The 18,633-nt window shown below is 52.3% G+C and carries 21 protein-coding genes; 12 read left to right on the top strand and 9 right to left on the bottom strand.

The genetic code is table 11. The features are described from left to right. Nucleotides 1-62 precede the first annotated feature (62 nt). From G544_RS0105370 to G544_RS0105360, 3 genes are all read right to left on the bottom strand, one after another. On the bottom strand, nucleotides 63-644 hold the full coding sequence (locus G544_RS0105370) for an Ail/Lom family outer membrane beta-barrel protein (RefSeq protein ID WP_027273639.1): 582 nt from the start codon (nucleotides 642-644) through the stop codon (nucleotides 63-65). A gap of 175 nt (nucleotides 645-819) precedes the next feature. Then, nucleotides 820-1,230 carry a hypothetical protein gene (locus G544_RS22100; protein WP_134388942.1) on the bottom strand — a complete coding sequence of 137 codons (411 nt, stop codon included), beginning with the start codon at nucleotides 1,228-1,230 and terminating at the stop codon, nucleotides 820-822. A 79-nt stretch (nucleotides 1,231-1,309) separates the two neighbouring features. Continuing rightward, entirely contained in the window at nucleotides 1,310-1,753 is a 444-nt protein-coding gene (locus G544_RS0105360) for a hypothetical protein (protein WP_027273637.1), read from the bottom strand. A gap of 276 nt (nucleotides 1,754-2,029) precedes the next feature. Between G544_RS0105360 and G544_RS19995 the strand changes: the two genes are divergently transcribed. The 3 genes from G544_RS19995 to G544_RS0105345 all read left to right on the top strand — a co-directional run bounded on the left by G544_RS19995 (nucleotide 2,030) and on the right by G544_RS0105345 (nucleotide 3,864). Continuing rightward, the gene (locus G544_RS19995) at nucleotides 2,030-2,392 is read left to right on the top strand and encodes a copper-binding protein (RefSeq protein WP_036023386.1); all 363 of its coding nucleotides are present in this window, start codon (nucleotides 2,030-2,032) and stop codon (nucleotides 2,390-2,392) included. A 115-nt stretch (nucleotides 2,393-2,507) separates the two neighbouring features. Then, entirely contained in the window at nucleotides 2,508-3,341 is an 834-nt protein-coding gene (locus tag G544_RS0105350; RefSeq protein ID WP_027273636.1) for an MBL fold metallo-hydrolase, read from the top strand. 31 nt (nucleotides 3,342-3,372) lie between these two features. Further along, on the top strand, nucleotides 3,373-3,864 hold the full coding sequence (locus G544_RS0105345; protein ID WP_036023380.1) for a GNAT family N-acetyltransferase: 492 nt from the start codon (nucleotides 3,373-3,375) through the stop codon (nucleotides 3,862-3,864). A gap of 22 nt (nucleotides 3,865-3,886) precedes the next feature. On the opposite strand, the gene G544_RS0105340 is transcribed toward G544_RS0105345, so the two are convergent. Then, nucleotides 3,887-4,228, bottom strand: a complete 342-nt coding sequence (locus tag G544_RS0105340) for a GlpM family protein (RefSeq protein ID WP_027273634.1) — start codon at nucleotides 4,226-4,228, stop codon at nucleotides 3,887-3,889. 116 nt (nucleotides 4,229-4,344) lie between these two features. Between G544_RS0105340 and G544_RS22580 the strand changes: the two genes are divergently transcribed. After that, nucleotides 4,345-4,476 (top strand): hypothetical protein, encoded by a 132-nt coding sequence (locus G544_RS22580; RefSeq protein WP_255309099.1) that lies wholly within the window; start codon nucleotides 4,345-4,347, stop codon nucleotides 4,474-4,476. A 70-nt stretch (nucleotides 4,477-4,546) separates the two neighbouring features. On the opposite strand, the gene G544_RS0105330 is transcribed toward G544_RS22580, so the two are convergent. After that, nucleotides 4,547-5,866 (bottom strand): WD40 repeat domain-containing protein, encoded by a 1,320-nt coding sequence (locus G544_RS0105330; RefSeq protein ID WP_036023371.1) that lies wholly within the window; start codon nucleotides 5,864-5,866, stop codon nucleotides 4,547-4,549. Nucleotides 5,867-5,912: 46 nt separating this feature from the next. Beyond that, nucleotides 5,913-6,161 carry a DUF2766 family protein gene (locus tag G544_RS0105325; protein ID WP_027273632.1) on the bottom strand — a complete coding sequence of 83 codons (249 nt, stop codon included), beginning with the start codon at nucleotides 6,159-6,161 and terminating at the stop codon, nucleotides 5,913-5,915. 864 nt (nucleotides 6,162-7,025) lie between these two features. On the opposite strand from G544_RS0105325, the gene dcuB reads away from it, so the two are divergent. The 5 genes from dcuB to G544_RS19990 all read left to right on the top strand — a co-directional run bounded on the left by dcuB (nucleotide 7,026) and on the right by G544_RS19990 (nucleotide 14,424). Further along, nucleotides 7,026-8,366 (top strand): anaerobic C4-dicarboxylate transporter DcuB, encoded by a 1,341-nt coding sequence (gene dcuB / locus G544_RS0105320; RefSeq protein WP_027273631.1) that lies wholly within the window; start codon nucleotides 7,026-7,028, stop codon nucleotides 8,364-8,366. Between the two features lie 313 nt (nucleotides 8,367-8,679). Beyond that, complete coding sequence (locus G544_RS0105315; protein ID WP_027273630.1) at nucleotides 8,680-10,299, top strand: fumarate hydratase; 1,620 nt, start codon at nucleotides 8,680-8,682, stop codon at nucleotides 10,297-10,299. A 299-nt stretch (nucleotides 10,300-10,598) separates the two neighbouring features. Continuing rightward, on the top strand, nucleotides 10,599-11,312 hold the full coding sequence (locus tag G544_RS0105310; RefSeq protein WP_027273629.1) for a gluconate 2-dehydrogenase subunit 3 family protein: 714 nt from the start codon (nucleotides 10,599-10,601) through the stop codon (nucleotides 11,310-11,312). A 6-nt stretch (nucleotides 11,313-11,318) separates the two neighbouring features. Next, on the top strand, nucleotides 11,319-13,094 hold the full coding sequence (locus G544_RS0105305; protein WP_027273628.1) for a GMC family oxidoreductase: 1,776 nt from the start codon (nucleotides 11,319-11,321) through the stop codon (nucleotides 13,092-13,094). 13 nt (nucleotides 13,095-13,107) lie between these two features. Further along, complete coding sequence (locus G544_RS19990) at nucleotides 13,108-14,424, top strand: cytochrome c (RefSeq protein WP_051155609.1); 1,317 nt, start codon at nucleotides 13,108-13,110, stop codon at nucleotides 14,422-14,424. 76 nt (nucleotides 14,425-14,500) lie between these two features. Here the strand turns inward: G544_RS19990 and slmA are convergent, their stop codons facing one another. The 3 genes from slmA to coaBC form a co-directional block, all read right to left on the bottom strand. Next, nucleotides 14,501-15,094, bottom strand: a complete 594-nt coding sequence (gene slmA / locus G544_RS0105295) for a nucleoid occlusion factor SlmA (protein WP_027273627.1) — start codon at nucleotides 15,092-15,094, stop codon at nucleotides 14,501-14,503. A gap of 95 nt (nucleotides 15,095-15,189) precedes the next feature. Beyond that, the gene (gene dut / locus G544_RS0105290) at nucleotides 15,190-15,648 is read right to left on the bottom strand and encodes a dUTP diphosphatase (protein ID WP_027273626.1); all 459 of its coding nucleotides are present in this window, start codon (nucleotides 15,646-15,648) and stop codon (nucleotides 15,190-15,192) included. Further along, nucleotides 15,632-16,843, bottom strand: a complete 1,212-nt coding sequence (gene coaBC / locus G544_RS0105285) for a bifunctional phosphopantothenoylcysteine decarboxylase/phosphopantothenate--cysteine ligase CoaBC (RefSeq protein WP_027273625.1) — start codon at nucleotides 16,841-16,843, stop codon at nucleotides 15,632-15,634. The genes dut and coaBC overlap by 17 nt, the downstream gene beginning before the upstream one ends. 403 nt (nucleotides 16,844-17,246) lie before the next feature. On the opposite strand from coaBC, the gene radC reads away from it, so the two are divergent. From radC to rpmG, 3 genes are all read left to right on the top strand, one after another. Beyond that, a complete protein-coding gene (gene radC / locus G544_RS0105280) occupies nucleotides 17,247-17,930 on the top strand; it encodes a RadC family protein (protein WP_027273624.1) in 684 nt (227 codons plus the stop codon). A gap of 236 nt (nucleotides 17,931-18,166) precedes the next feature. Continuing rightward, on the top strand, nucleotides 18,167-18,403 hold the full coding sequence (rpmB, locus tag G544_RS0105270; RefSeq protein WP_027273623.1) for a 50S ribosomal protein L28: 237 nt from the start codon (nucleotides 18,167-18,169) through the stop codon (nucleotides 18,401-18,403). 11 nt (nucleotides 18,404-18,414) lie between these two features. Next, nucleotides 18,415-18,582, top strand: coding sequence for a 50S ribosomal protein L33 (gene rpmG, locus G544_RS0105265; RefSeq protein WP_027273622.1), 168 nt, complete (start codon nucleotides 18,415-18,417; stop codon nucleotides 18,580-18,582). The last annotated feature ends 51 nt before the right edge of the window (nucleotides 18,583-18,633 follow it).

Here is an 18,633-nt window from a genome sequence, read left to right as displayed (position 1 = left end):
ACCTTTCTGAGGCGGTAAGCGCCTTTTAAGGCGCCTGTGGTTACAGGCGCTTATTAGGGAAATTAGAAACGGTAGCCTACGCCAACGTTAAATCCGTTGATCGAGTAGCTTTTGCCGTCAACGTCCAACTGGGAGCCTTCATAACCCGCGTCAATCGTCAGGTTCGGCATCGGATTGATTTGCACGCCAGCGCCGTACATGAAGGAGGTTTTGGTTTCGCTGCCGCTGACCTTGCCAACGTAGTCAGGCGTGCCGCTGTAGTAAACGTTGTTGTACCAGGTGCTGGAATAGCTGACGTCGTTAACGTTAAAACCTACCAGTCCATAAATACTGAACATGTCGTTAATACGGTAGGCTGGACCCACGCCCAGAGAGTAGTAGTCAATGTCGCCTTTGTTTTTTACCGCGTCATAGTCCAACCGATACTCGTTTGAGACATCGCCGCTCATATAGGTAAACGATGCGATAAGGCTTAACGGAGAATCCCACTCATAGCGATACTTGACGTTAATACCGTCAATATCGTCGAAGTCTTGAACGTCGCTTTGTGCATATCCTAACGTAACGGTATGCTCCCCTGCGTTGGCAGCGCTGAAGCCGTTAAGAGAGAAAAGTACTGCAGCGGCTAAAATCGCCTTCTTCATTGCCATCATCCTTAATAAAAAAATAGTAATAAAAGTCGATAATCGACGATGATTATTATATTTTTATTGTTGTGTAAATTAAATAACTATTTGATGAAAAATGAAAAAATTCGATTTAGTGGAGGGGTTACGCAAGAAGCCCCGCCAACGGCGAGGCGATAATTGAACGTCTATATCAGCCGTAGAATAAATAGAAAAGCATTAAGGAAATCATTCCGCCGGTGAGCTTTTTATATATAAATAAAATAAACGTATTTATAGCAAATAAAGACAGCGTATTTTTTATCGTGCCGTTTCTAAATAAGTACGTCGCCGGCAGAGCCAGCAGCAGCGAGTTAAATAGCGTCACGATCGTAAGATAGTGGGGAAGCGATAGTTTCTCGATCATGGAGGGGACTGATACTATCGTCGACGTTATTCCATAGGTAACGGCAGAACAGGCAAGCGAGGATATTGCGCCATAGAGGAAAGCAACCGCATGCCATTTTTTTAAATAGAGCCTATGCAGTAAAAAGAATATTAGCCCGGTTGAAACCGCGCCAACGGCCAAAGAGGCAATAGTGAAGGTTAGTCGTGTTGTATCCATACTGATTCTCTTTCAATTATTCCATTAATAGTGCCCTGCTCCGGGCGATTTCTATAGCAGGCGACCAAACGCCGTCCTTTTACTCACTCTGATTACACAGCGTCAGCTGCCCCGGCGACAGTTCCGGCGCGACGCCGTCTTTTAGCACGACCCAGTTGAAGTAGTTGGGCTCTTTTGCCAAGCCGTTTAGCTTACGGCTGTCGTAAAGCGACTTCAGGCGTTGATATACCGCCCGATGGGCGTCGTCAATCTTTCCCTCTTTGGCCTGCTTGAAAAAGTCGGCGTTGATGAGCTCGCGTGGGATCATTTGCTCAACGGTGACGATGATACGATCGCCGTCTTTTCTTTCAGAGCGGATTTTGTAGGTGATTTCCCCGTACAGGTACTGGCTGAGAGCGTAGTACTCGTTGTCCGGAGGCAGCGGGTTATGTTCCAGCATCGCCAGCTTATCTATTCCGCCGGGGCACTTGGCGGATATGCTGGGAGACAGCAGATGGCTATCGTGTGTGTTGAGATAGCCCATCACTTTTTCTCCTGCGGTTTGCTCGCAGGCGCAGAGCATTATTGCACTAACAAGCAATAGTAGACATTTTTTCATTGTGGGTCTTGAGCGGGTTTAAATACTGGCGGTGATAATAGCCGCTTTAGCGCGCGATGTAGAGAACGTATATCAAAGAAACGCGGCTTTTCTCGACATAAATGCACCAATTCCGCTTTATGGAATTTTTGTCAAACAATTCTCATTACCGTTTATGTATGATGTGGGCATTCCTCTTTCATCAATATCAGGACGTTAATAATGAAAAAGCCGTTTACCGTTTTATCTGCGCTGCTGGCGTTTACGCTGTCAATGGCCGGGCAGGCCTATGCGCATGAGGAGCATGCGAATCACGGCGAGAGTAAAGCCGTCAGCAGCGGGCCGAAAGCAGGGGAAGAGCGTCACTATACGAAAGGGATAGTCAAGCAGGTGGATGCCGACAGGGGCCTTATCATTATTCATCATCCGCCGATTGAGAGCCTGGGTTGGGAAGAGATGACGATGCCGTTCCCGATTGTCGATAAGGCGCTTTTACAGGGGATTAATGAGGGTGATAGCGTGGCTTTGGAGCTTACAATGCCAAACGACGTGGCGACGATAGATAAAATCAGCGTGGTGAAGTAGCGTCGGCTCGATTGAAAATATCGGTCTGCTTGGCACTCCAAAAGCGGCTTGCGGTCTTGAGACTGAGTTCTTATAGTGCGTAGGTGCATTTTTGCGCTTCTGAACGAGGGATCCCATGAAGCTTACCGTTTTGCTCGACAATAATACCCTTATCGATCGCTATCTGGTGGGAGAGCCGGGGGTGTGTTATCACATCGAGGTTGATGGTCATCGCGTTCTGCTGGACACCGGTTACTCCGACGTCTTTATCACGAATGCGCAAACGCTGGGCGTCGATCTCCAGGGCGTTGAGGCTATCGTACTTTCCCACGGTCACAACGATCACACCTGGGGGCTTCGGCACCTGATGCAGTATTTCGATCGCAGCGACAGGCCGGTTGAACTGCGCATTAAGCTTATTGCTCACCCGGATGCGTTTATCGCCAAATATCACGGCGACAAGGTGATTGGCGTAAACTTTCCGCCGGACTGCTATGAAAACTATCTCGATAAAGTCGTCACTAAAGCGCCCTACCGCGTTACCGAGAACCTGATCTTTTTGGGCGAAATCCCTCGCGCAAATGATTTTGAGGCGCAAAGGCCGGTCGGGCAGGTTAAGGACGAAAGCGGCGGCCTGGTTGGCGACAGGGTTTTGGATGACAGCGCGCTGGTCTATACCGGCGAAGAGGGCATCGTGGTGATCACCGGCTGCTCCCATTCCGGCATCTGTAACATCGTAGACTACGCCATCGCCGTTACCGGAGACGACCGCGTACAGGCGGTTATCGGCGGATTCCACCTGCAGAAGGCGGCAGACGGGCTGATGGCTCGTACGGTGGAGGGCCTCAGGCGACATGCTCCCGATACGCTTTATCCGTGCCACTGTACCGACCTGAACGCGAAGGTAGCGCTGGCCGGCGCGCTGAACGTTAAGGAAGTTGGCGTCGGCAGCGTGCTGAATTTTAGTTAAGACAGGTTAAAACAGGAACAGGGTATCCACAGTGGAAGATTTAGTGATAAGAGCCGCGCGCGCCGAAGACGCAGGCCGGTGCTATGACATTGAGATCGGTGCGTATGAGGGCGATGAAGCGGCGACGCTTGAAAAAATCACCAAGCGGATCGCGGTTTATCCAGAAGGATTTATCGTTCTGGAGTCGCCTGAGGGCGTGGTCGGCTTTATTAACAGCGGCTGCGCCTACGACGTTGTGATGTCTGACGAAGAGTTTAAAGAGCTGGTGGGGCACGATCCGCAGGCGCCCAACGTCGTTATTATGTCGGTCGTGGTTCACCCTGATTCTCAGGGAAAGGGGTACTCATCCCTCCTAATGAAGGCGTTTATTGAGCGCATGGCCAATATGGGGAAAAAGACCATTCACCTGATGTGCAAGGAGCGTCACGTCTCGCTGTATGCCAAATTCGGCTTTAGCTACGTCAGGCCCTCTGAGTCCGATCACGGCGGCATGGCGTGGCATGAAATGGTGATGACGCTCTAGGCCGAACGCCGATAAACCCTAACTAGTGGCCGTGAAACTGCCCCCAGAGGGTGACCAAAATCCAGGCGGCGATCCCCCAGGCCAGGCAGGCCATCAGCAGCGAAGGCACTAGTCGGAAGTGGCCGACCAGCGCGTACAGCGCGACCAGATAGGTCAGCATTGGGATGGTGGCAAAGCCGCTAAACAGGATGGTTTCGCGCAGATCGGCGACCGGGCGGCTTGAACCGACGCTGTAGTGGGCTATAAGCGCAAAGGTGGGAAACAGCGGCGCAAGCCCGGCGATATAGTAGTACTTGGACTTCGACAGCAGCGAAATCAGAATAACGACGCCCGCGCCGATAAGGGATTTGAGAAACAGAGCCATAGAATGCGTTGCTTTCAGAGTAACGAGAAGGATGGGATATACTATAGGTCGTTATAGGCCATTACCTCAACGGCAATATGCCTATCCATTTGTTAATTAAAGGGGAGACCGACTACGTGAGCGATGACGTTTTTGACTTTGATATCGACGCCGAATTAGAAGAGGCGGAAAAGAAGGTGGCCGAGAAGGCCAGCGAGCTGCCAGAGCAAACCTTTGACGAAAGCGACTGCGAAGGTTGCAAAATTTAACTTCGTCTAAAGGTTGTACAATGCGGGGTGAGTAGAGGATGCTTTACTCACCCCGCATCGTTTCAGGTTTCTACCACGCCAGCGGCAAATCTTCGCTTTTCCAGAACAGCCATCGGCGATGTTCGTAGTGGCCGCCGTTGCCAATCTGATAGGGCTGCTGTCGGCCAGCATCTAACTCAATGACGGAAATAAATCCTGCGCAGGTTGAAGCAAACAGCGTTTTTCCGTCCGCAGAGATGTCTACTGCGTTTATGGTTGAGCCGATAAAGTGCTGCCAGCGGCTCTGACCGTCGGCGGTGACTGCGCGAAGGTAGCCGTAGGCGTCGCCGAGAATAAATTCGTCCCCTCGGGCCGTGCCCGCATAAACGCGCGCGCCGGGCTCAATAACGGTCAGGCCGTCAATATCTTCGTAGTAGTCAGAGTCGGTGCCGGGCAGCAGCTCCGTCGGCATCGCGATGGTTGCGCCGTTGTAAAAGTGGCAGGCGTTCATCGCCAAGTGGCTCCCGTCGGCGCTAAACAGCGCATAGTGAGGATATTCTCCGTGCGGTCCGACCTGAGCGATGCAGTCAAGAGCGTCGTTAAATACTGCGTGGCGACCGTCCTGAGCGCCTACGGCGATAAGCTTTCCATCGGGAGAAATGGCGCCGTGCTCCATTGACAGCCCCAGCGGCAGCTCTTCGTCAGCAAAGTCTTCATTCTGAGCGAGGTCGTCGCGCAGCTGTTCAAGCTGTGCGCAGGTAGGGAACAGGCGCCGTACGCCGCTTTGGCTCAGCACAAAGATGCCGTCGCTGGAAACCAGAAGCACCCGCTTTCCGTCAGGGAAGGGGATAAGCTGGGTTGGGCGCGGGATACCGGATAGCGGCGTGACTGATATTCCTTCAGGGAGATCTTCAACTCCCTGCGGCCAAGAGAAGGTTGCAACCTGTGGGCCTTGCCAGCCGTCGGTGACGATAATGCCCTGTGCGTTGGCTATAGCATAGAAACGTCTTTGCGGGCAGCGGCCAAAAAATTCGATATCTTCCAGTTCGGTAACCTCATCGCCCCGGATACGCACCACGCGGCCAGGCTCATAGGTCGCTCCGATGCGCGCCAGCAGGCTGCCGTCAGGCAGTGCGCAAAGCGCCGAAATGTTTTGCCCGTTGTCATCGAGAAGCGGGTGGATCATTTCATATGAAATCGGCCACAGCGCTTTGACGTCCTGACGAACGTCGCCTTGGTTAGCCTTGCGCAGGGCGCCAAGCAGCGCCGGCAGCGCTTCGTCAAGCTGCGGAGAATTGGGCTGTTCGCCCACGTTATCCCAGCCTTCGCTCATGCCTTTGGCGACGTAGGCGTTAATTTTTTGGGCGAACTCAATTGCCTGAGTTTGCCATTGTTGCTGTTTGTCCGTCATCTTTATACTCCATAAAGGCTGTAGCGTCCGTGCGTGACGACATCGACTAGTGGGTTGATTTTTGTTCGGCGAACTTCAGTTCAATCAGAGCAATAGCCTTTTGGACCGCGCGCATCGTGATGGGATCTTCCGTCGCGCCGCCGGCAAAGTTGATGTTTTTTAGCTGGGCCGACATCTTATTGCGCACCTCGACCGGGGCGATGACGTCAAGCACATCAAGAATTTGCTTTATAACCAGCTGGCAGGCGACGATATCGGATATCAGCTCTTGATCGGCAGAAAGGGGCTTTGTCATAAGGGGCTCCATAAAATAAGTACGTGTATATACTACCTGCGTGAGTAGTAAAAGATAAGCTGCAATCGGTTTATACATCTCTCCCAGAAAATCCCTGTGTGGATCGTGCGTCGCGCTTCGTTCCTCTTGGTCGATGCGACTGTGCTCCGCCTTGCTTTTTACCTTTTGGGATTGAGTTATGACGGGAAGAAATGACTTCTATTGAGTATTCTTCACTAACGCTTTAGAGCGAGGGGGATATACGCTTAATGAGGAACCTTTTCTAAAGTTCATAAGATAAAACGATAGTAACCCCATTTTTTAAGAGGAAATAGTGAGCCTCTTTTCTAATTAAAAGGGATATTTTTCTATTATAGAAATCCCTGCATTCTGCTTTTTATTGTGTTTTTTATTATGAATAAAAGTGATACGCGTCTCTTTTTATCGCATGTATTATCTTCTCTAATCATCCAGATTTAAATTTTCATTCGTTATTGTTATTTTTAAGTTAATAAAGTAACCGTGTTGTCTGAATATTATCGGCTCGCATTCACACGCAATTAACTTTTGAAATCAACGTGGTTCAGCCGTTTGTTATGGTATAATTTGTTGATATTAAATGCATTTAATTGATGGTAATCATTAATGGGTAAAAATTTTACCTGCATCAAAAAATAAAAATTTTAAAGGCTATATAGTCAAAAGAGCTTAAGGGGTCATGAAATTATTTTTATTAATACTCCCTAAGTTTACAAAGGTGATGCAGTCGTTTTATCTCTAGGCAATGTGACGGGGGATGCTGATAAATAAAAAACGAACGACAACGTAGTGCCATTTTTTTGATTTTTAATTTTTTGACGTTAATGGGTTTGCTCGGGGGTATACATGGAATTTGCTATACAGCTAATTATTATATTGATTTGTTTGTTCTACGGAGCCAGAAAAGGCGGTATTGCGCTTGGCCTTTTAGGCGGTATCGGTCTGGTTATTTTAGTCTTTGTATTTCATCTTCAGCCGGGTAAACCGCCGGTTGACGTAATGTTGGTTATTATTGCCGTCGTGGCCGCATCGGCGACGTTGCAGGCTTCAGGCGGTTTGGACGTTATGCTGCAGATTGCTGAAAAGCTTTTGCGTCGTAACCCCAAGTATGTTTCTATCGTTGCGCCGTTCGTTACCTGTACGCTGACCATTCTGTGCGGTACCGGCCACGTGGTGTATACGATCCTGCCGATTATTTATGACGTCGCCATTAAGAACAATATCCGCCCCGAGCGCCCGATGGCGGCAAGCTCTATCGGCGCACAGATGGGTATTATTGCAAGTCCGGTTTCCGTTGCGGTGGTTTCGCTGGTCGCGATGCTCGGCAACTTTACGTTTAACGGCAAGCATCTGGAGTTTTTAGATCTTCTGTCAATCACCATTCCGTCTACGCTGCTGGGCATTCTGGCTATCGGCATTTTCAGCTGGTTCCGCGGTAAGGATCTGGATAAGGACGAAGAGTTCCAGAAGTTCATTTCTACGCCGGAGAACCGCCACTATGTGTACGGCGATACCGCAACGCTGTTGGATAAGAAGCTGCCGACCAGCAACTGGGTCGCCATGTGGATCTTCCTGGCTTCTATTGCCGTGGTCGCTATTTTGGGCGCGTTCTCCGAGCTGCGTCCTTCCTTCGGCGACAAGCCGCTGTCGATGGTGCTGGTCATTCAGATGTTCATGCTGTTGTCCGGCGCGCTGATTATTATCATTACCAAAACAAACCCAGCTTCGATTTCTAAAAACGAAGTGTTCCGTTCGGGGATGATAGCTATCGTCGCGGTGTACGGCATCGCGTGGATGGCGGAAACCATGTTTGGCGCGCACATGTCTGAGATTAAAGGCGTGCTGGGCGAAATGGTGAAAGAATATCCGTGGGCTTACGCTATCGTTCTGCTGCTGGTATCCAAGTTTGTAAACTCTCAGGCTGCGGCGCTGGCGGCGATCGTTCCCGTTGCGCTGGCGATAGGCGTCGATCCTGCTTACATCGTGGCTTCCGCGCCGGCCTGCTATGGTTACTATATTCTGCCGACCTACCCGAGCGACCTGGCCGCTATCCAGTTCGACCGCTCAGGCACCACTCACATCGGTCGTTTTGTCATTAACCACAGCTTCATTCTGCCTGGGTTAATTGGCGTGGGCGTATCGTGCGTATTTGGCTGGGTATTCGCCGGCCTGTACGGCTTCCTGTAATTGCGCAATTGCGTGCCGCTTATTTGTGAGCGGCACGCGTTTTAATACGTAATTTTGAAGAAGCGCGTTGGTCGTTGTAATGCTTTTCTTTAGGCGTTTTTTAGATTTTTTAAGTTCATTAAATTCATAATGAAATTAAATAAATGTTAGTAAAGTTAATGGGTTATGAGATTGTTGGCTTTACTGGCTAAATCTGTCCATCGGCTATTGTCTAAAGCATTCCCTTACTTTATGGTGTCCGTGGTACTCGGGCATCTATCCTAATTAAAATGACCGTATTCTATTTCTAAATAACGAATAAAAGGCTGGAGCAATGTCAAACGTTGAATTTAAATATCAAGAGCCTTTCCCGATGGGAGAGGACAAAACGGAATACTATTTACTGACCAAAGATCACGTTTCCGTTAGCGAATTCGAAGGGCATGAGATCCTTAAAGTCGCACCGGAAGCGCTGACGCTGGTCGCTCAGCACGCCATTCATGACGCCTCTTTCCTGCTTCGCCCGGCTCACCAGGCGCAGGTTGCCAAGATTCTGGCGGACTCGGAAGCCAGCGAAAACGATAAGTACGTTGCGCTGACGTTTTTACGCAACGCGGAAATTGCGGCCAAGGGTATTCTGCCGTTCTGTCAGGACACCGGCACCGCTATCATCATGGGCAAAAAAGGCCAAAACGTCTGGACCGGCTGCGATGATGAAGAAGCGCTGTCCCGCGGCGTATTCAATACTTTCGTCAATGACAACCTGCGCTACTCTCAAAACGCGCCGTTGAACATGTATGACGAAATCAACACCTGCTGTAACCTGCCGGCGCAAATCGATCTTTACAGCACCGAAGGTTCAGAATACAAGTTCCTGTGCATCATTAAGGGCGGCGGCTCGGCCAACAAAACCATGCTGTATCAGGAAACCAAAGCGCTGCTGACGCCTGAAAAGCTGGAAAAATACCTGATTGAGAAAATGAAGAGCCTCGGTACGGCGGCCTGCCCTCCTTACCATATTGCTTTCGTTATCGGCGGCACGTCGGCTGAGACGAACCTGAAAGTGGTTAAGATGGCCTCCGCCAAGTATTACGACGAACTGCCGACTACCGGCAACGAAGGCGGCCGCGCTTTCCGCGACGTGGAAATGGAAGAGAAGTTGCTTAAGGCGGCACAGGGACTGGGCATCGGCGCTCAGTTTGGCGGCAAGTACTTCGCTCACGACATCCGCGTTATTCGCCTGCCGCGTCACGGCGCTTCCTGTCCGATCGGCATGGGCGTTTCCTGCTCCGCTGACCGCAACATCAAGGCAAAAATCAACAAAGACGGCATCTGGATCGAGAAGCTGGAAGATAATCCGAGCAAGTACATTCCAGAAGAGTACCGTAACGCTGGCGAAGGTGAAGCGGTTCACATCAACCTCAATCGTCCAATGAAGGAAGTGCTGGCTGACCTGTCGAAGTATCCGGTCTCTACCCGCGTATCCTTAACCGGCACCATCATCGTTGCTCGCGACATCGCTCACGCGCGCCTGCAGGCAATGTTGGACAAAGGCGAGGACCTGCCGCAGTACGTTAAAGATCACCCGATTTACTACGCGGGGCCGGCGAAGAAGCCGGAGGGATATGCGTCTGGCTCATTAGGCCCAACGACCGCAGGCCGAATGGATTCCTATGTTGATGCCTTCCAGTCCCACGGCGCAAGCCTGATCATGCTGTCGAAGGGCAACCGTAGCCAGCAGGTAACCGACGCCTGTAAGAAGCACGGCGGTTTCTATCTGGGCAGCATCGGCGGCCCGGCTGCCGTACTGGCGCAAAACAGCATTAAGAAGCTTGAGTGCGTAGCCTATCCGGAGCTGGATATGGAAGCCATTTGGAAGATTGAAGTTGAAAACTTCCCGGCCTTCATTCTGGTTGACGACAAGGGCAATGACTTCTTCCAGAAGTTTAAATAATCCCTGAATGCGTTTGAAAACGAGGCCCCGGCAGAATCGCTCTGTCGGGGCCTTTTAAATTGCATTATGCCTATTGTGAAAGCGTTTTTCTTTTCTCTGATCCCCCTTTTTTCGGCCCCTTTTTTCCACGCTAAGCGTTGCTCTTAAAAACAGCCTACAATTAATAAGGTTATTTTTACCTTTTTAGCACAATATGTTCCTTTGAAATGTAAATTTATCGTTAATATTTATGGGAGTTTTTGTTGTGCCTTAACCGGATAATAAAAAACAGAAATAACAAAAAAGCAGCGAGGAAGCCTATGTCAGAGACCAAACACTCCAACGCCAGGCGTGATTTTCTACGCAAAGGGCTTGGAATCATCCCGGTTGTTGCCGTTGCCGGCGGCGGATTAGTGAGCAATATCGCCCAGGCAGAATCCCCCACGCCTCTCAATAAATACCGACCTACGTTTTTTTCCGAAGCCGAATGGGCCTTTGTTATGGCGGCCTGCGATCTGCTTATCCCTGAAGATCGGTACGGTGCGGGCGCTATTACCGCCTGCGTGCCGGAGTTCATCGATAAGCAGATGGATACGCCTTACGGGCGCGGTGAGCTTTGGTATATGAAGGGGCCGTTTCACCCGGATGCTGCGCCTGAGTTCGGCTATCAGCTGAAGCTTGCGCCCAGAGACGTATATCGTTTGGGCATCGCCGGCTGCGATAAGTGGTGCCAGCAGCAGTATAAAAAGACGTTCGCCGAGCTGGATAAAGAGGCGCAGACGTCCGTCCTGAAACAGCTGGAAAGCGGAAAGATTGAGCTGGCCGACGTCCCGTCAAAAACCTTTTTTTCATTCCTGTTGGCAAATACCAAAGAGGGCTATTTTGCCGATCCTCAGTACGGCGGCAATCGCCATTTGGCCGGATGGAAAATGATTGGTTTCCCCGGCGCCCGGGCCGACTTTATGGACTGGGTAGAACATTCGGACAGGCCTTATCCGTTAGGGCCGGTATCTATTTCCGGCGAGCGGGGGTAATGGAAAATGACAATTAAAAAAGAACCTGTGGACGTTGTGCTGGTGGGCTTCGGCTGGACCGGCGCTATTATGGGACAGGAGTTGACCGAAGCGGGCCTGAACGTTTTGGCGCTCGAGCGCGGTGGAATGCACGACACGCCCACCGAAGGGAAATATCCAAACGTCGCCGACGAGCTGGCCTATTCGGTGCGCGGCAAGCTGTTTCAGGACCTCTCCAAGGAGACGGTCACTATTCGCCACTCGACCGGCGAGCAGGCGGTTCCCTATCGCCAGCACGGCTCGTTTTTACTGGGAACGGGGGTAGGCGGAGCAGGCTTCCACTGGAACGGCCTCCACTGGCGCGCGTTTCCGGAAGAGCTGAGAATTCGCAGCCACTATGAGGAACGCTACGGTAAGAGCTTCATTCCCGAGGGTATGACCATTCAGGACTTCGGCGTCACCTACGACGAGCTGGAGCCCTATTTCACCAAGTTCGAATACGTTTGCGGCGTCTCCGGGCGCGCGGGCAACATTAACGGGCAGAAGCAGGAGGGCGGTAACCAACTTGAGGCGCCGCGCAGCAAAGAGTACCCGCTGCCGCCGTTAAAAGACGTCTATAGCGCCACGCTGTTTGCCAAGGCTGCGCAGGAGCTGGGTTATAAGCCGTTCCCTATTCCGGCATCCAACGCCTCTGAGCCCTATACCAACCCCTATGGCGTGCGCCTTGGCCCCTGTAACTTCTGCGGCTATTGCGAGCACTACGCCTGCTATCTTTACTCCAAGGCCTCTCCGCAGACGACCATCCTGCCCGTTTTGTTAAGAAAGCCTAACTTTGAGCTTCGCACCCACTCTCAGGTCATTCGCGTAAATCTGGATTCGACCGGTAAAAAGGCGACCGGCGTGACCTATATCGACGCTCAGGGACGAGAGATTGAGCAACCGGCCAATATCGTTATTCTGAGCGCCTTCCAGATGCACAACGTGCGCCTGCTGCTGCTTTCCAAGATAGGGAAACCCTATAACCCGATCACCAATGAAGGCGTCGTCGGGCGCAACTACGCCTATCAGATGCTGACGTCCGTAAGCGTGATGATGCCTAAGGGAACGACGCTCAACCCGTTTATCGGCACCGGCGCTGGCGGGCAGGCTATCGATGATTTTAACGGCGACAATTTCGATCACGGCCCGCTCGGCTTTATCGGCGGCGCTAACATTAACCACCACCGCTCCGGCGGTCGCCCGATCAAGCAGGCGACGGTACCGGCCGGAACGCCGGCCTGGGGCAGCGAATGGAAGGGAGCGATACAGGACAGCTATCAGCGCGCGATGAGCATCGGTTCTTCGGGGTCAGTGATGTCCTATCGCGATAGCTACCTCGATCTAGACCCTAATTATACTGACAGTAACGGCCAGCCCTTATTGAGAATGACCTTTAACTGGCACGATAACGAGATCAAGATGGCGCAGTTCACCACTAACAAAGCCGGTGAGATTGCCAAAGCCATGAATCCGGAGTCGTACAAGGTCAATGTGAAGAAGCTTGGCGCCCAGTACGATACGCGGCCCTATCAGACGACTCACAACACCGGCGGCGCGATTATGGGCAGCGATCCCAGCAGCAGCGTGGTTAACCGCTACCTGCAAAGCTGGGACGTGCCGAACGTGTTTGTGATGGGCGCCTGCGTGTTCCCACAGAACTTCGGCTATAACCCAACCGGGTTGGTTGGTGCGCTGGCGTACTGGTCTGCGAATGCGATTCGCGAACAGTATCTTAAAAATCCTGGCCCGCTGGTTCAGGCGTAAGGAGGAGACGATGATGAACAGACTTCTTTTCGCCGCTGGGCTGGCTCTGGGGCTGAGCGCGCCGCTTTTCGCGGCTGAGTCGGTTGACTATAAGGACGCAACGCTAATCAAACAGGGTGAATATTTGGCCCGCGCCGGCGACTGCGTTGCTTGCCACACGGCGTCGGGCGGCAAGCCGTTCGCCGGTGGGCTGCCGATGGAATCACCCGTTGGAACGATATATTCCACTAACATTACGCCGGATAAGCAAACCGGGATCGGCGAGTACAGCTTCGAGGACTTCGACAACGCCGTGCGTCACGGTATCGGCAAGGACCATACTCTCTACCCGGCGATGCCATACCCTTCCTATGCTCGAGTCACCGATGCGGACATGCGCGCGCTGTATGCCTATTTTATGCACGGCGTGCAGCCGGTAAATCAGGCCAATAAGCCGACGGACATCACCTGGCCGCTCTCTATGCGCTGGCCGCTGACGGCCTGGCGCTGGATGTTTGCGCCGGAAGTGAAGGCGTTTGAACCCGCGTCCGGGCAGGATCCTGTCATCGCCCGCGGTGCCTATCTCGTTGAGGGATTAGGGCACTGCGGCGCATGCCATAGCCCTCGCGGCATCGGCATGCAGGAAAAAGCGCTGACTGCGCAAGAGGGGGCGCTTTATCTATCCGGCGGCAATGCGATGGAAGGCTGGGTAGGGAAAAACCTGCGGGGCGACCTGCGCGACGGGCTGGGAAGCTGGAGCGAGGCGCAGCTGGTGCAGTTTTTGAGTACCGGCCGCACCGAGCATACGGCGGTTTTCGGCGCCATGAGCGACGTGGTGACGCAGAGCATGCAGTACATGACGCAGGAGGATCTGACGTCGATTGCCCGCTATCTTAAATCGCTGCCGCCGGTTGATGCGGGTCAAAAGCCGTTTAAGTATGACGATACGGCCTATAAGGCGCTGTTTAACGGTGACGACAGCGCCGTAGGCGCCAGCGTATACGTTGACAGCTGTGCCGCCTGTCACCGTACTGACGGCAAAGGCTATGCGGAGGTTTTCCCCGCGTTGGCGGGTAATTCTGCGTTAGCCACTAAAGACGCAACGTCCCTGATTCATATCATTTTGAAAGGGGGAACTCTGCCGTCTACGTTTAAAGCGCCTACGCCTTATGCTATGCCTGACTTTGCTACTCGACTTACGGATAAGCAGGTGGCCGACGTGGTCAACTTTATTCGCAACAGCTGGGGCAATAAGGCTGAACCCGTTACGGAAAAGGACGTAGCCAACGTGCGTGAAGAGGTGAACGCGCCGCTCTATGGCGCAGCATCGGTATCGCAAGCCGCTAAGTAACCTGTTTCCAAGTTCGGAAATAAAGAGGGGCGGTGTTAACACCGCCCCTCTTTATATATGCGTCGCGCCGTATAGGCTACTGAAGCTGAAGCGCCAGCATCGGCCAGCGTAGCTCAAACTCTTCCGTCGGGCGGTAGCGAAACTCCGAGCGTACAAAGCGGGACATCATACCTTCACAAAAGGCGAGCAGCTGGCTGGCTATCAGGCTTTCGTCATAGGCAAAAGACTCTCCTTCGCGCAGCTTTCTTTCCCGCAGCACCTGCCGCAGCTGGGTTTCTATCCGCTCAAACAGCTGATTTATCCTTCCCTGAAGCCTGTCCTGTTCGAACATCAGGGCGTGGCCGGTCATAATCCGCGTCAACCCCGGATTCTTTTCCGCAAAGCCCAGAATGAGAAGCATAATGAGGCGAATGCGGTGAAAGGTGTCTTTTTCATCCTGCAGTATCAGATTGATGCGGCTGTTGAGGCTATCCTCAATAAACTCGATCAGGCTGTCAAACATCCGCATTTTGCTGGGAAAGTGGCGATAAAGCGCCGCTTCGGACACGCCAACGTTCGCCGCCAGCTTGGCGGTCGTAATGCGCTGGCTGCCGTCGCTTGACTCCAGCATCTGGGCTAACGCCTGCAGAATGTCTTCTTTACGATTTTTCTTTGTAACTTTTTCTACCATGTCCAGTGACGTCCAAATTAGGGCGGGATACAGCCCACGCCCAATCGACCGGCGGTAAGCCGGCCTGATAACCGTTATTTTTTATGGTGAAAACGCTACTGGCGTCCGGAGTGGCCGAAACCGCCTTCGCCGCGCTCACTGCTTTCAAAGTCTTCAACGATGTTGAATTCAGCCTGTACGACGGGAACAAAAACCATTTGTGAAATACGTTCACCCGGTTCAATAACGAAAGGCGTCTGGCCGCGGTTCCAGACTGAAACCATGAGCTGCCCCTGATAGTCGGAGTCGATAAGGCCGACCAGATTGCCCAGCACGACGCCGTGCTTATGTCCAAGCCCGGAACGCGGCAGGATCACCGCAGCGAGAGACGGGTCGGCAACGTGAATGGCCAGGCCCGTCGGCAGCAGCTTCGTTTCTCCCGGATTTAACGTAACGGCTTCGTCCAGACAGGCGCGAAGATCCAGCCCGGCAGAGCCCGGCGTTGCGTAGGCGGGAAGCGGAAAGGTTGTCCCGATGCGGGGATCGAGAATTTTTACATCAATTTTTTTCTTCATAGCGTTTGACGATTTCGTCCATCAGTTTTTGACCAAGCAAAGATTTATCGCTTAAGGGTAAGCTCATCTCGCCGTTTGACCAGTACAGATGCAGAGCATTGCTGTCGCTGTTAAATCCTTGTCCCGGCCGTGACACGTCGTTTGCGCAGATGAGGTCAAGATTTTTGCGGGCCAGCTTTGAGCGCGCATATTCTTCCACATTCTGCGTTTCGGCGGCAAATCCCACGACGAACGGGCGCGCAGCCGGCATAGCGGCGACTTCAGCCACGATATCGGGGTTTTTTATCATTTTCAGGGTGAGCTCGTCGCCCTGTTTTTTAATTTTCTCATCGGCAATGTGGAGCGCACGATAGTCGGCAACGGCAGCGCAGGCAATAAAAATATTTTGCCCTGCGGCGCGAGACATGACGGCTTCACGCATTTCCAGCGCGCTGGTGACGTTAACGATTGTAACGTTGGCGGGCGGCGCGAGATCTACAGGGCCGCTAACCAGCGTGACGTTAGCGCCGCGCGCGGCCGCCGCGCGGGCGATGGAATAGCCCATTTTTCCGGAGCTGTGGTTGGTGATGAATCGAACGGGGTCCAGCGCCTCGCGGGTTGGGCCTGCGGTAAGCAGAACGTTGAGGTGAGCCAAGTCCTGCGGCGTATGCAGTATTTCTTCACAGCGCGCGATGATGTCCTGAGGATCCAGCATTCTTCCCGGCCCGACGTCACCGCAGGCCTGAGAGCCGCTGTCTGGCCCTAGAAGGTGGACTCCCCGAGCTCCTAGCGTTTTGAGATTATCCTGCGTCGCCTGCGCGCGATACATTTGCTGGTTCATCGCAGGCGCAGCGGCGACGGGAGCCGCGCTGGCAAGGCACAGGGTGGTCACCAGATCGTTGGCCATTCCGGCGGCCAGGCGAGCCAACAGGTCGGCCGTCGCAGGGGCCAGTAGAATAAGATCCGCCCATTTGCCTAGCTCGATATGACCCATAGCGGCTTCGGCCGCCGGGTCCAGCAAATCGTCAGAAACGGGATGGCCGGAAACGGCCTGCAGCGTTAGCGGCGTGATAAAGGCCTTTGCCGCTGGCGTCATCACAACCCGCACGTCGGCGCCCTTGTCGCGCAGGCGACGTACGATTTCCGGGCACTTATAGGCGGCGATGCCGCCGCCTATGCCTAATACTATTTTTTTTCCGTTTAGCGCTGCCATCATCGCCGCCTCATTCTGTTTTCACTGATTTGTTTTCGCTGATTTGTTTTAACGGACTTGTTTTAAGGGAAAACCCTGAAATTGGAAAGCATGCCGCGGAGTTTATCACAACCTTCGATAGGGCGAAGAGAACAAGCATTCCTTGCACATTCTTATTGCGAAAAGAATGAATCAGAATACTGATTATATATACAGTAACGCCGATATACTAGCACAAATAGAGTTTCAGGATTTGTATTTATACCGTTTATTGAATGCAGGAAAAACATAACGCGAAGTATCTCGCACGATAGTATGTAATGTACTGGTAAATAAAATATTTTATTGGAAGTATGTTCCGACATTGTTCACAGTGAGTAGATTCATTTCCCCCAGGTTGCCAAAGTATTTGACCAAGGAGGTGGAGATGAAAGAAAAAGATGCACCGTTTTGGGAAGGAGGCTGTGCGCCCAGAGAAAAGCTGCTGGCGTATGGCGCAGAAGCGCTCTCTGATAGGGAACTGCTGGCGGTATTTTTTAAGACTGGCCGAGGAGGGCTTCACGTTATGGACTTCTCGGCCCGAATATTAAGGGAGTTTGGGTCTATCCACGGGCTGCTGTCGGCTGATTATAACCAGTTTTGTCAGGGGTACGGACTGGGGCTGGCGCGTTTTGCACAGCTGCATGCGACGGTTGAGCTGTCCCGCCGGTATCTCGGGCACCAGCTAAAGGTCATGTGCCCGATAAGCAGCCCGTCGCTGACCTTCGGCTACCTGCAAAACCTGCTGTCGCATCGGGAGCGGGAGGTGTTCGTCGTCATTTTTTTGGATAATCAGCACCAGGTGCTTTACCATAAGGAGATGTTCAGCGGTACGCTCAACAGCGTTGAGGTCCATCCCAGAGAGGTTGTCCGCGAGGCGTTAAAATCGAACGCGGCTGCGGTGATTCTGGCTCATAATCATCCGTCCGGTAGGGCTGAGCCCAGCCAGGCCGACAGAAGAGTCACTCAGCGGATACAAGATGCCTGTGCGATCGTAGACATACGGGTGCTCGATCACGTAGTGGTGGGGCAAGGAGCGCACGTTTCTTTTGCCGAACGGGGCTGGATTTAGCGCTTTTTTACGATCCTTGAGGATCTTTTCCCTTCAGCACTTGAGCCGTATTCGCTAAGAGCGTATACTACGCCACCTTTGAGAATTATGGATGTGGTATGCGAGCCTATCTCAGCAGGTTCTGACCGTAGACGTCTCGCCTCAGCAGAGCATGCTGAGATTGGCTCTAAAGCCTGACGAGGCTGCCAACATCCTAAAGAAGCTCGAGCTGATATTGATTTTTGGAGAATTTTGACATGTCACGAGTCTGCCAAGTTACCGGCAAGCGCCCTATGTACGGCAACAACCGCTCTCACGCGTTGAACGCCACAAAGCGTCGCTTCCTGCCGAACCTGCACTCACACCGTTTCTGGGTTGAGAGCGAAAAGCGTTTTGTAACTTTACGTGTATCTGCTAAAGGTATGCGCGTTATTGATAAGAAGGGTATCGATGCGGTGTTAGCCGATCTTCGTGCCCGCGGTGAGAAGTTTTAAGGAACTGAACCATGGCTAAAGGTATTCGCGAGAAGATCAAGCTGGTTTCTTCAGCTGGTACAGGTCACTACTATACCACCACGAAGAACAAGCGTACTAAGCCGGAAAAACTGGAACTGAAAAAGTACGATCCGGTTGTCCGTCAGCACGTTATCTATAAAGAAGCCAAAATTAAGTAAGCTTCGTTATACGGCGTGATGCTAAAAACCCGACCTTGGTCGGGTTTTTTT

The organism is Leminorella grimontii ATCC 33999 = DSM 5078 (genome assembly GCF_000439085.1).
GTDB lineage: Bacteria > Pseudomonadota > Gammaproteobacteria > Enterobacterales > Enterobacteriaceae > Leminorella > Leminorella grimontii.
Note: the sequence above shows the minus strand (reverse complement) of the source record. Positions and strands in the feature narration are given on the sequence as shown.

What these genes read in the sequence shown, in the direction of transcription:
- G544_RS0105370 (WP_027273639.1), bottom strand. Translation starts at nt 644, where the DNA reads ATGAAGAAGGCGATTTTAGCCGCTGCAGTACTTTTCTCTCTTAACGGC.
- G544_RS22100 (WP_134388942.1), bottom strand. Translation starts at nt 1,230, where the DNA reads ATGGATACAACACGACTAACCTTCACTATTGCCTCTTTGGCCGTTGGC.
- G544_RS0105360 (WP_027273637.1), bottom strand. Translation starts at nt 1,753, where the DNA reads ATGGGCTATCTCAACACACACGATAGCCATCTGCTGTCTCCCAGCATA.
- G544_RS19995 (WP_036023386.1), top strand. Translation starts at nt 2,030, where the DNA reads ATGAAAAAGCCGTTTACCGTTTTATCTGCGCTGCTGGCGTTTACGCTG.
- G544_RS0105350 (WP_027273636.1), top strand. Translation starts at nt 2,508, where the DNA reads ATGAAGCTTACCGTTTTGCTCGACAATAATACCCTTATCGATCGCTAT.
- G544_RS0105340 (WP_027273634.1), bottom strand. Translation starts at nt 4,228, where the DNA reads ATGGCTCTGTTTCTCAAATCCCTTATCGGCGCGGGCGTCGTTATTCTG.
- G544_RS0105330 (WP_036023371.1), bottom strand. Translation starts at nt 5,866, where the DNA reads ATGACGGACAAACAGCAACAATGGCAAACTCAGGCAATTGAGTTCGCC.
- G544_RS0105325 (WP_027273632.1), bottom strand. Translation starts at nt 6,161, where the DNA reads ATGACAAAGCCCCTTTCTGCCGATCAAGAGCTGATATCCGATATCGTC.
- dcuB (WP_027273631.1), top strand. Translation starts at nt 7,026, where the DNA reads ATGGAATTTGCTATACAGCTAATTATTATATTGATTTGTTTGTTCTAC.
- G544_RS0105315 (WP_027273630.1), top strand. Translation starts at nt 8,680, where the DNA reads ATGTCAAACGTTGAATTTAAATATCAAGAGCCTTTCCCGATGGGAGAG.
- G544_RS0105310 (WP_027273629.1), top strand. Translation starts at nt 10,599, where the DNA reads ATGTCAGAGACCAAACACTCCAACGCCAGGCGTGATTTTCTACGCAAA.
- G544_RS0105305 (WP_027273628.1), top strand. Translation starts at nt 11,319, where the DNA reads ATGACAATTAAAAAAGAACCTGTGGACGTTGTGCTGGTGGGCTTCGGC.
- G544_RS19990 (WP_051155609.1), top strand. Translation starts at nt 13,108, where the DNA reads ATGAACAGACTTCTTTTCGCCGCTGGGCTGGCTCTGGGGCTGAGCGCG.
- slmA (WP_027273627.1), bottom strand. Translation starts at nt 15,094, where the DNA reads ATGGTAGAAAAAGTTACAAAGAAAAATCGTAAAGAAGACATTCTGCAG.
- dut (WP_027273626.1), bottom strand. Translation starts at nt 15,648, where the DNA reads ATGAAGAAAAAAATTGATGTAAAAATTCTCGATCCCCGCATCGGGACA.
- coaBC (WP_027273625.1), bottom strand. Translation starts at nt 16,843, where the DNA reads ATGATGGCAGCGCTAAACGGAAAAAAAATAGTATTAGGCATAGGCGGC.
- radC (WP_027273624.1), top strand. Translation starts at nt 17,247, where the DNA reads ATGAAAGAAAAAGATGCACCGTTTTGGGAAGGAGGCTGTGCGCCCAGA.
- rpmB (WP_027273623.1), top strand. Translation starts at nt 18,167, where the DNA reads ATGTCACGAGTCTGCCAAGTTACCGGCAAGCGCCCTATGTACGGCAAC.
- rpmG (WP_027273622.1), top strand. Translation starts at nt 18,415, where the DNA reads ATGGCTAAAGGTATTCGCGAGAAGATCAAGCTGGTTTCTTCAGCTGGT.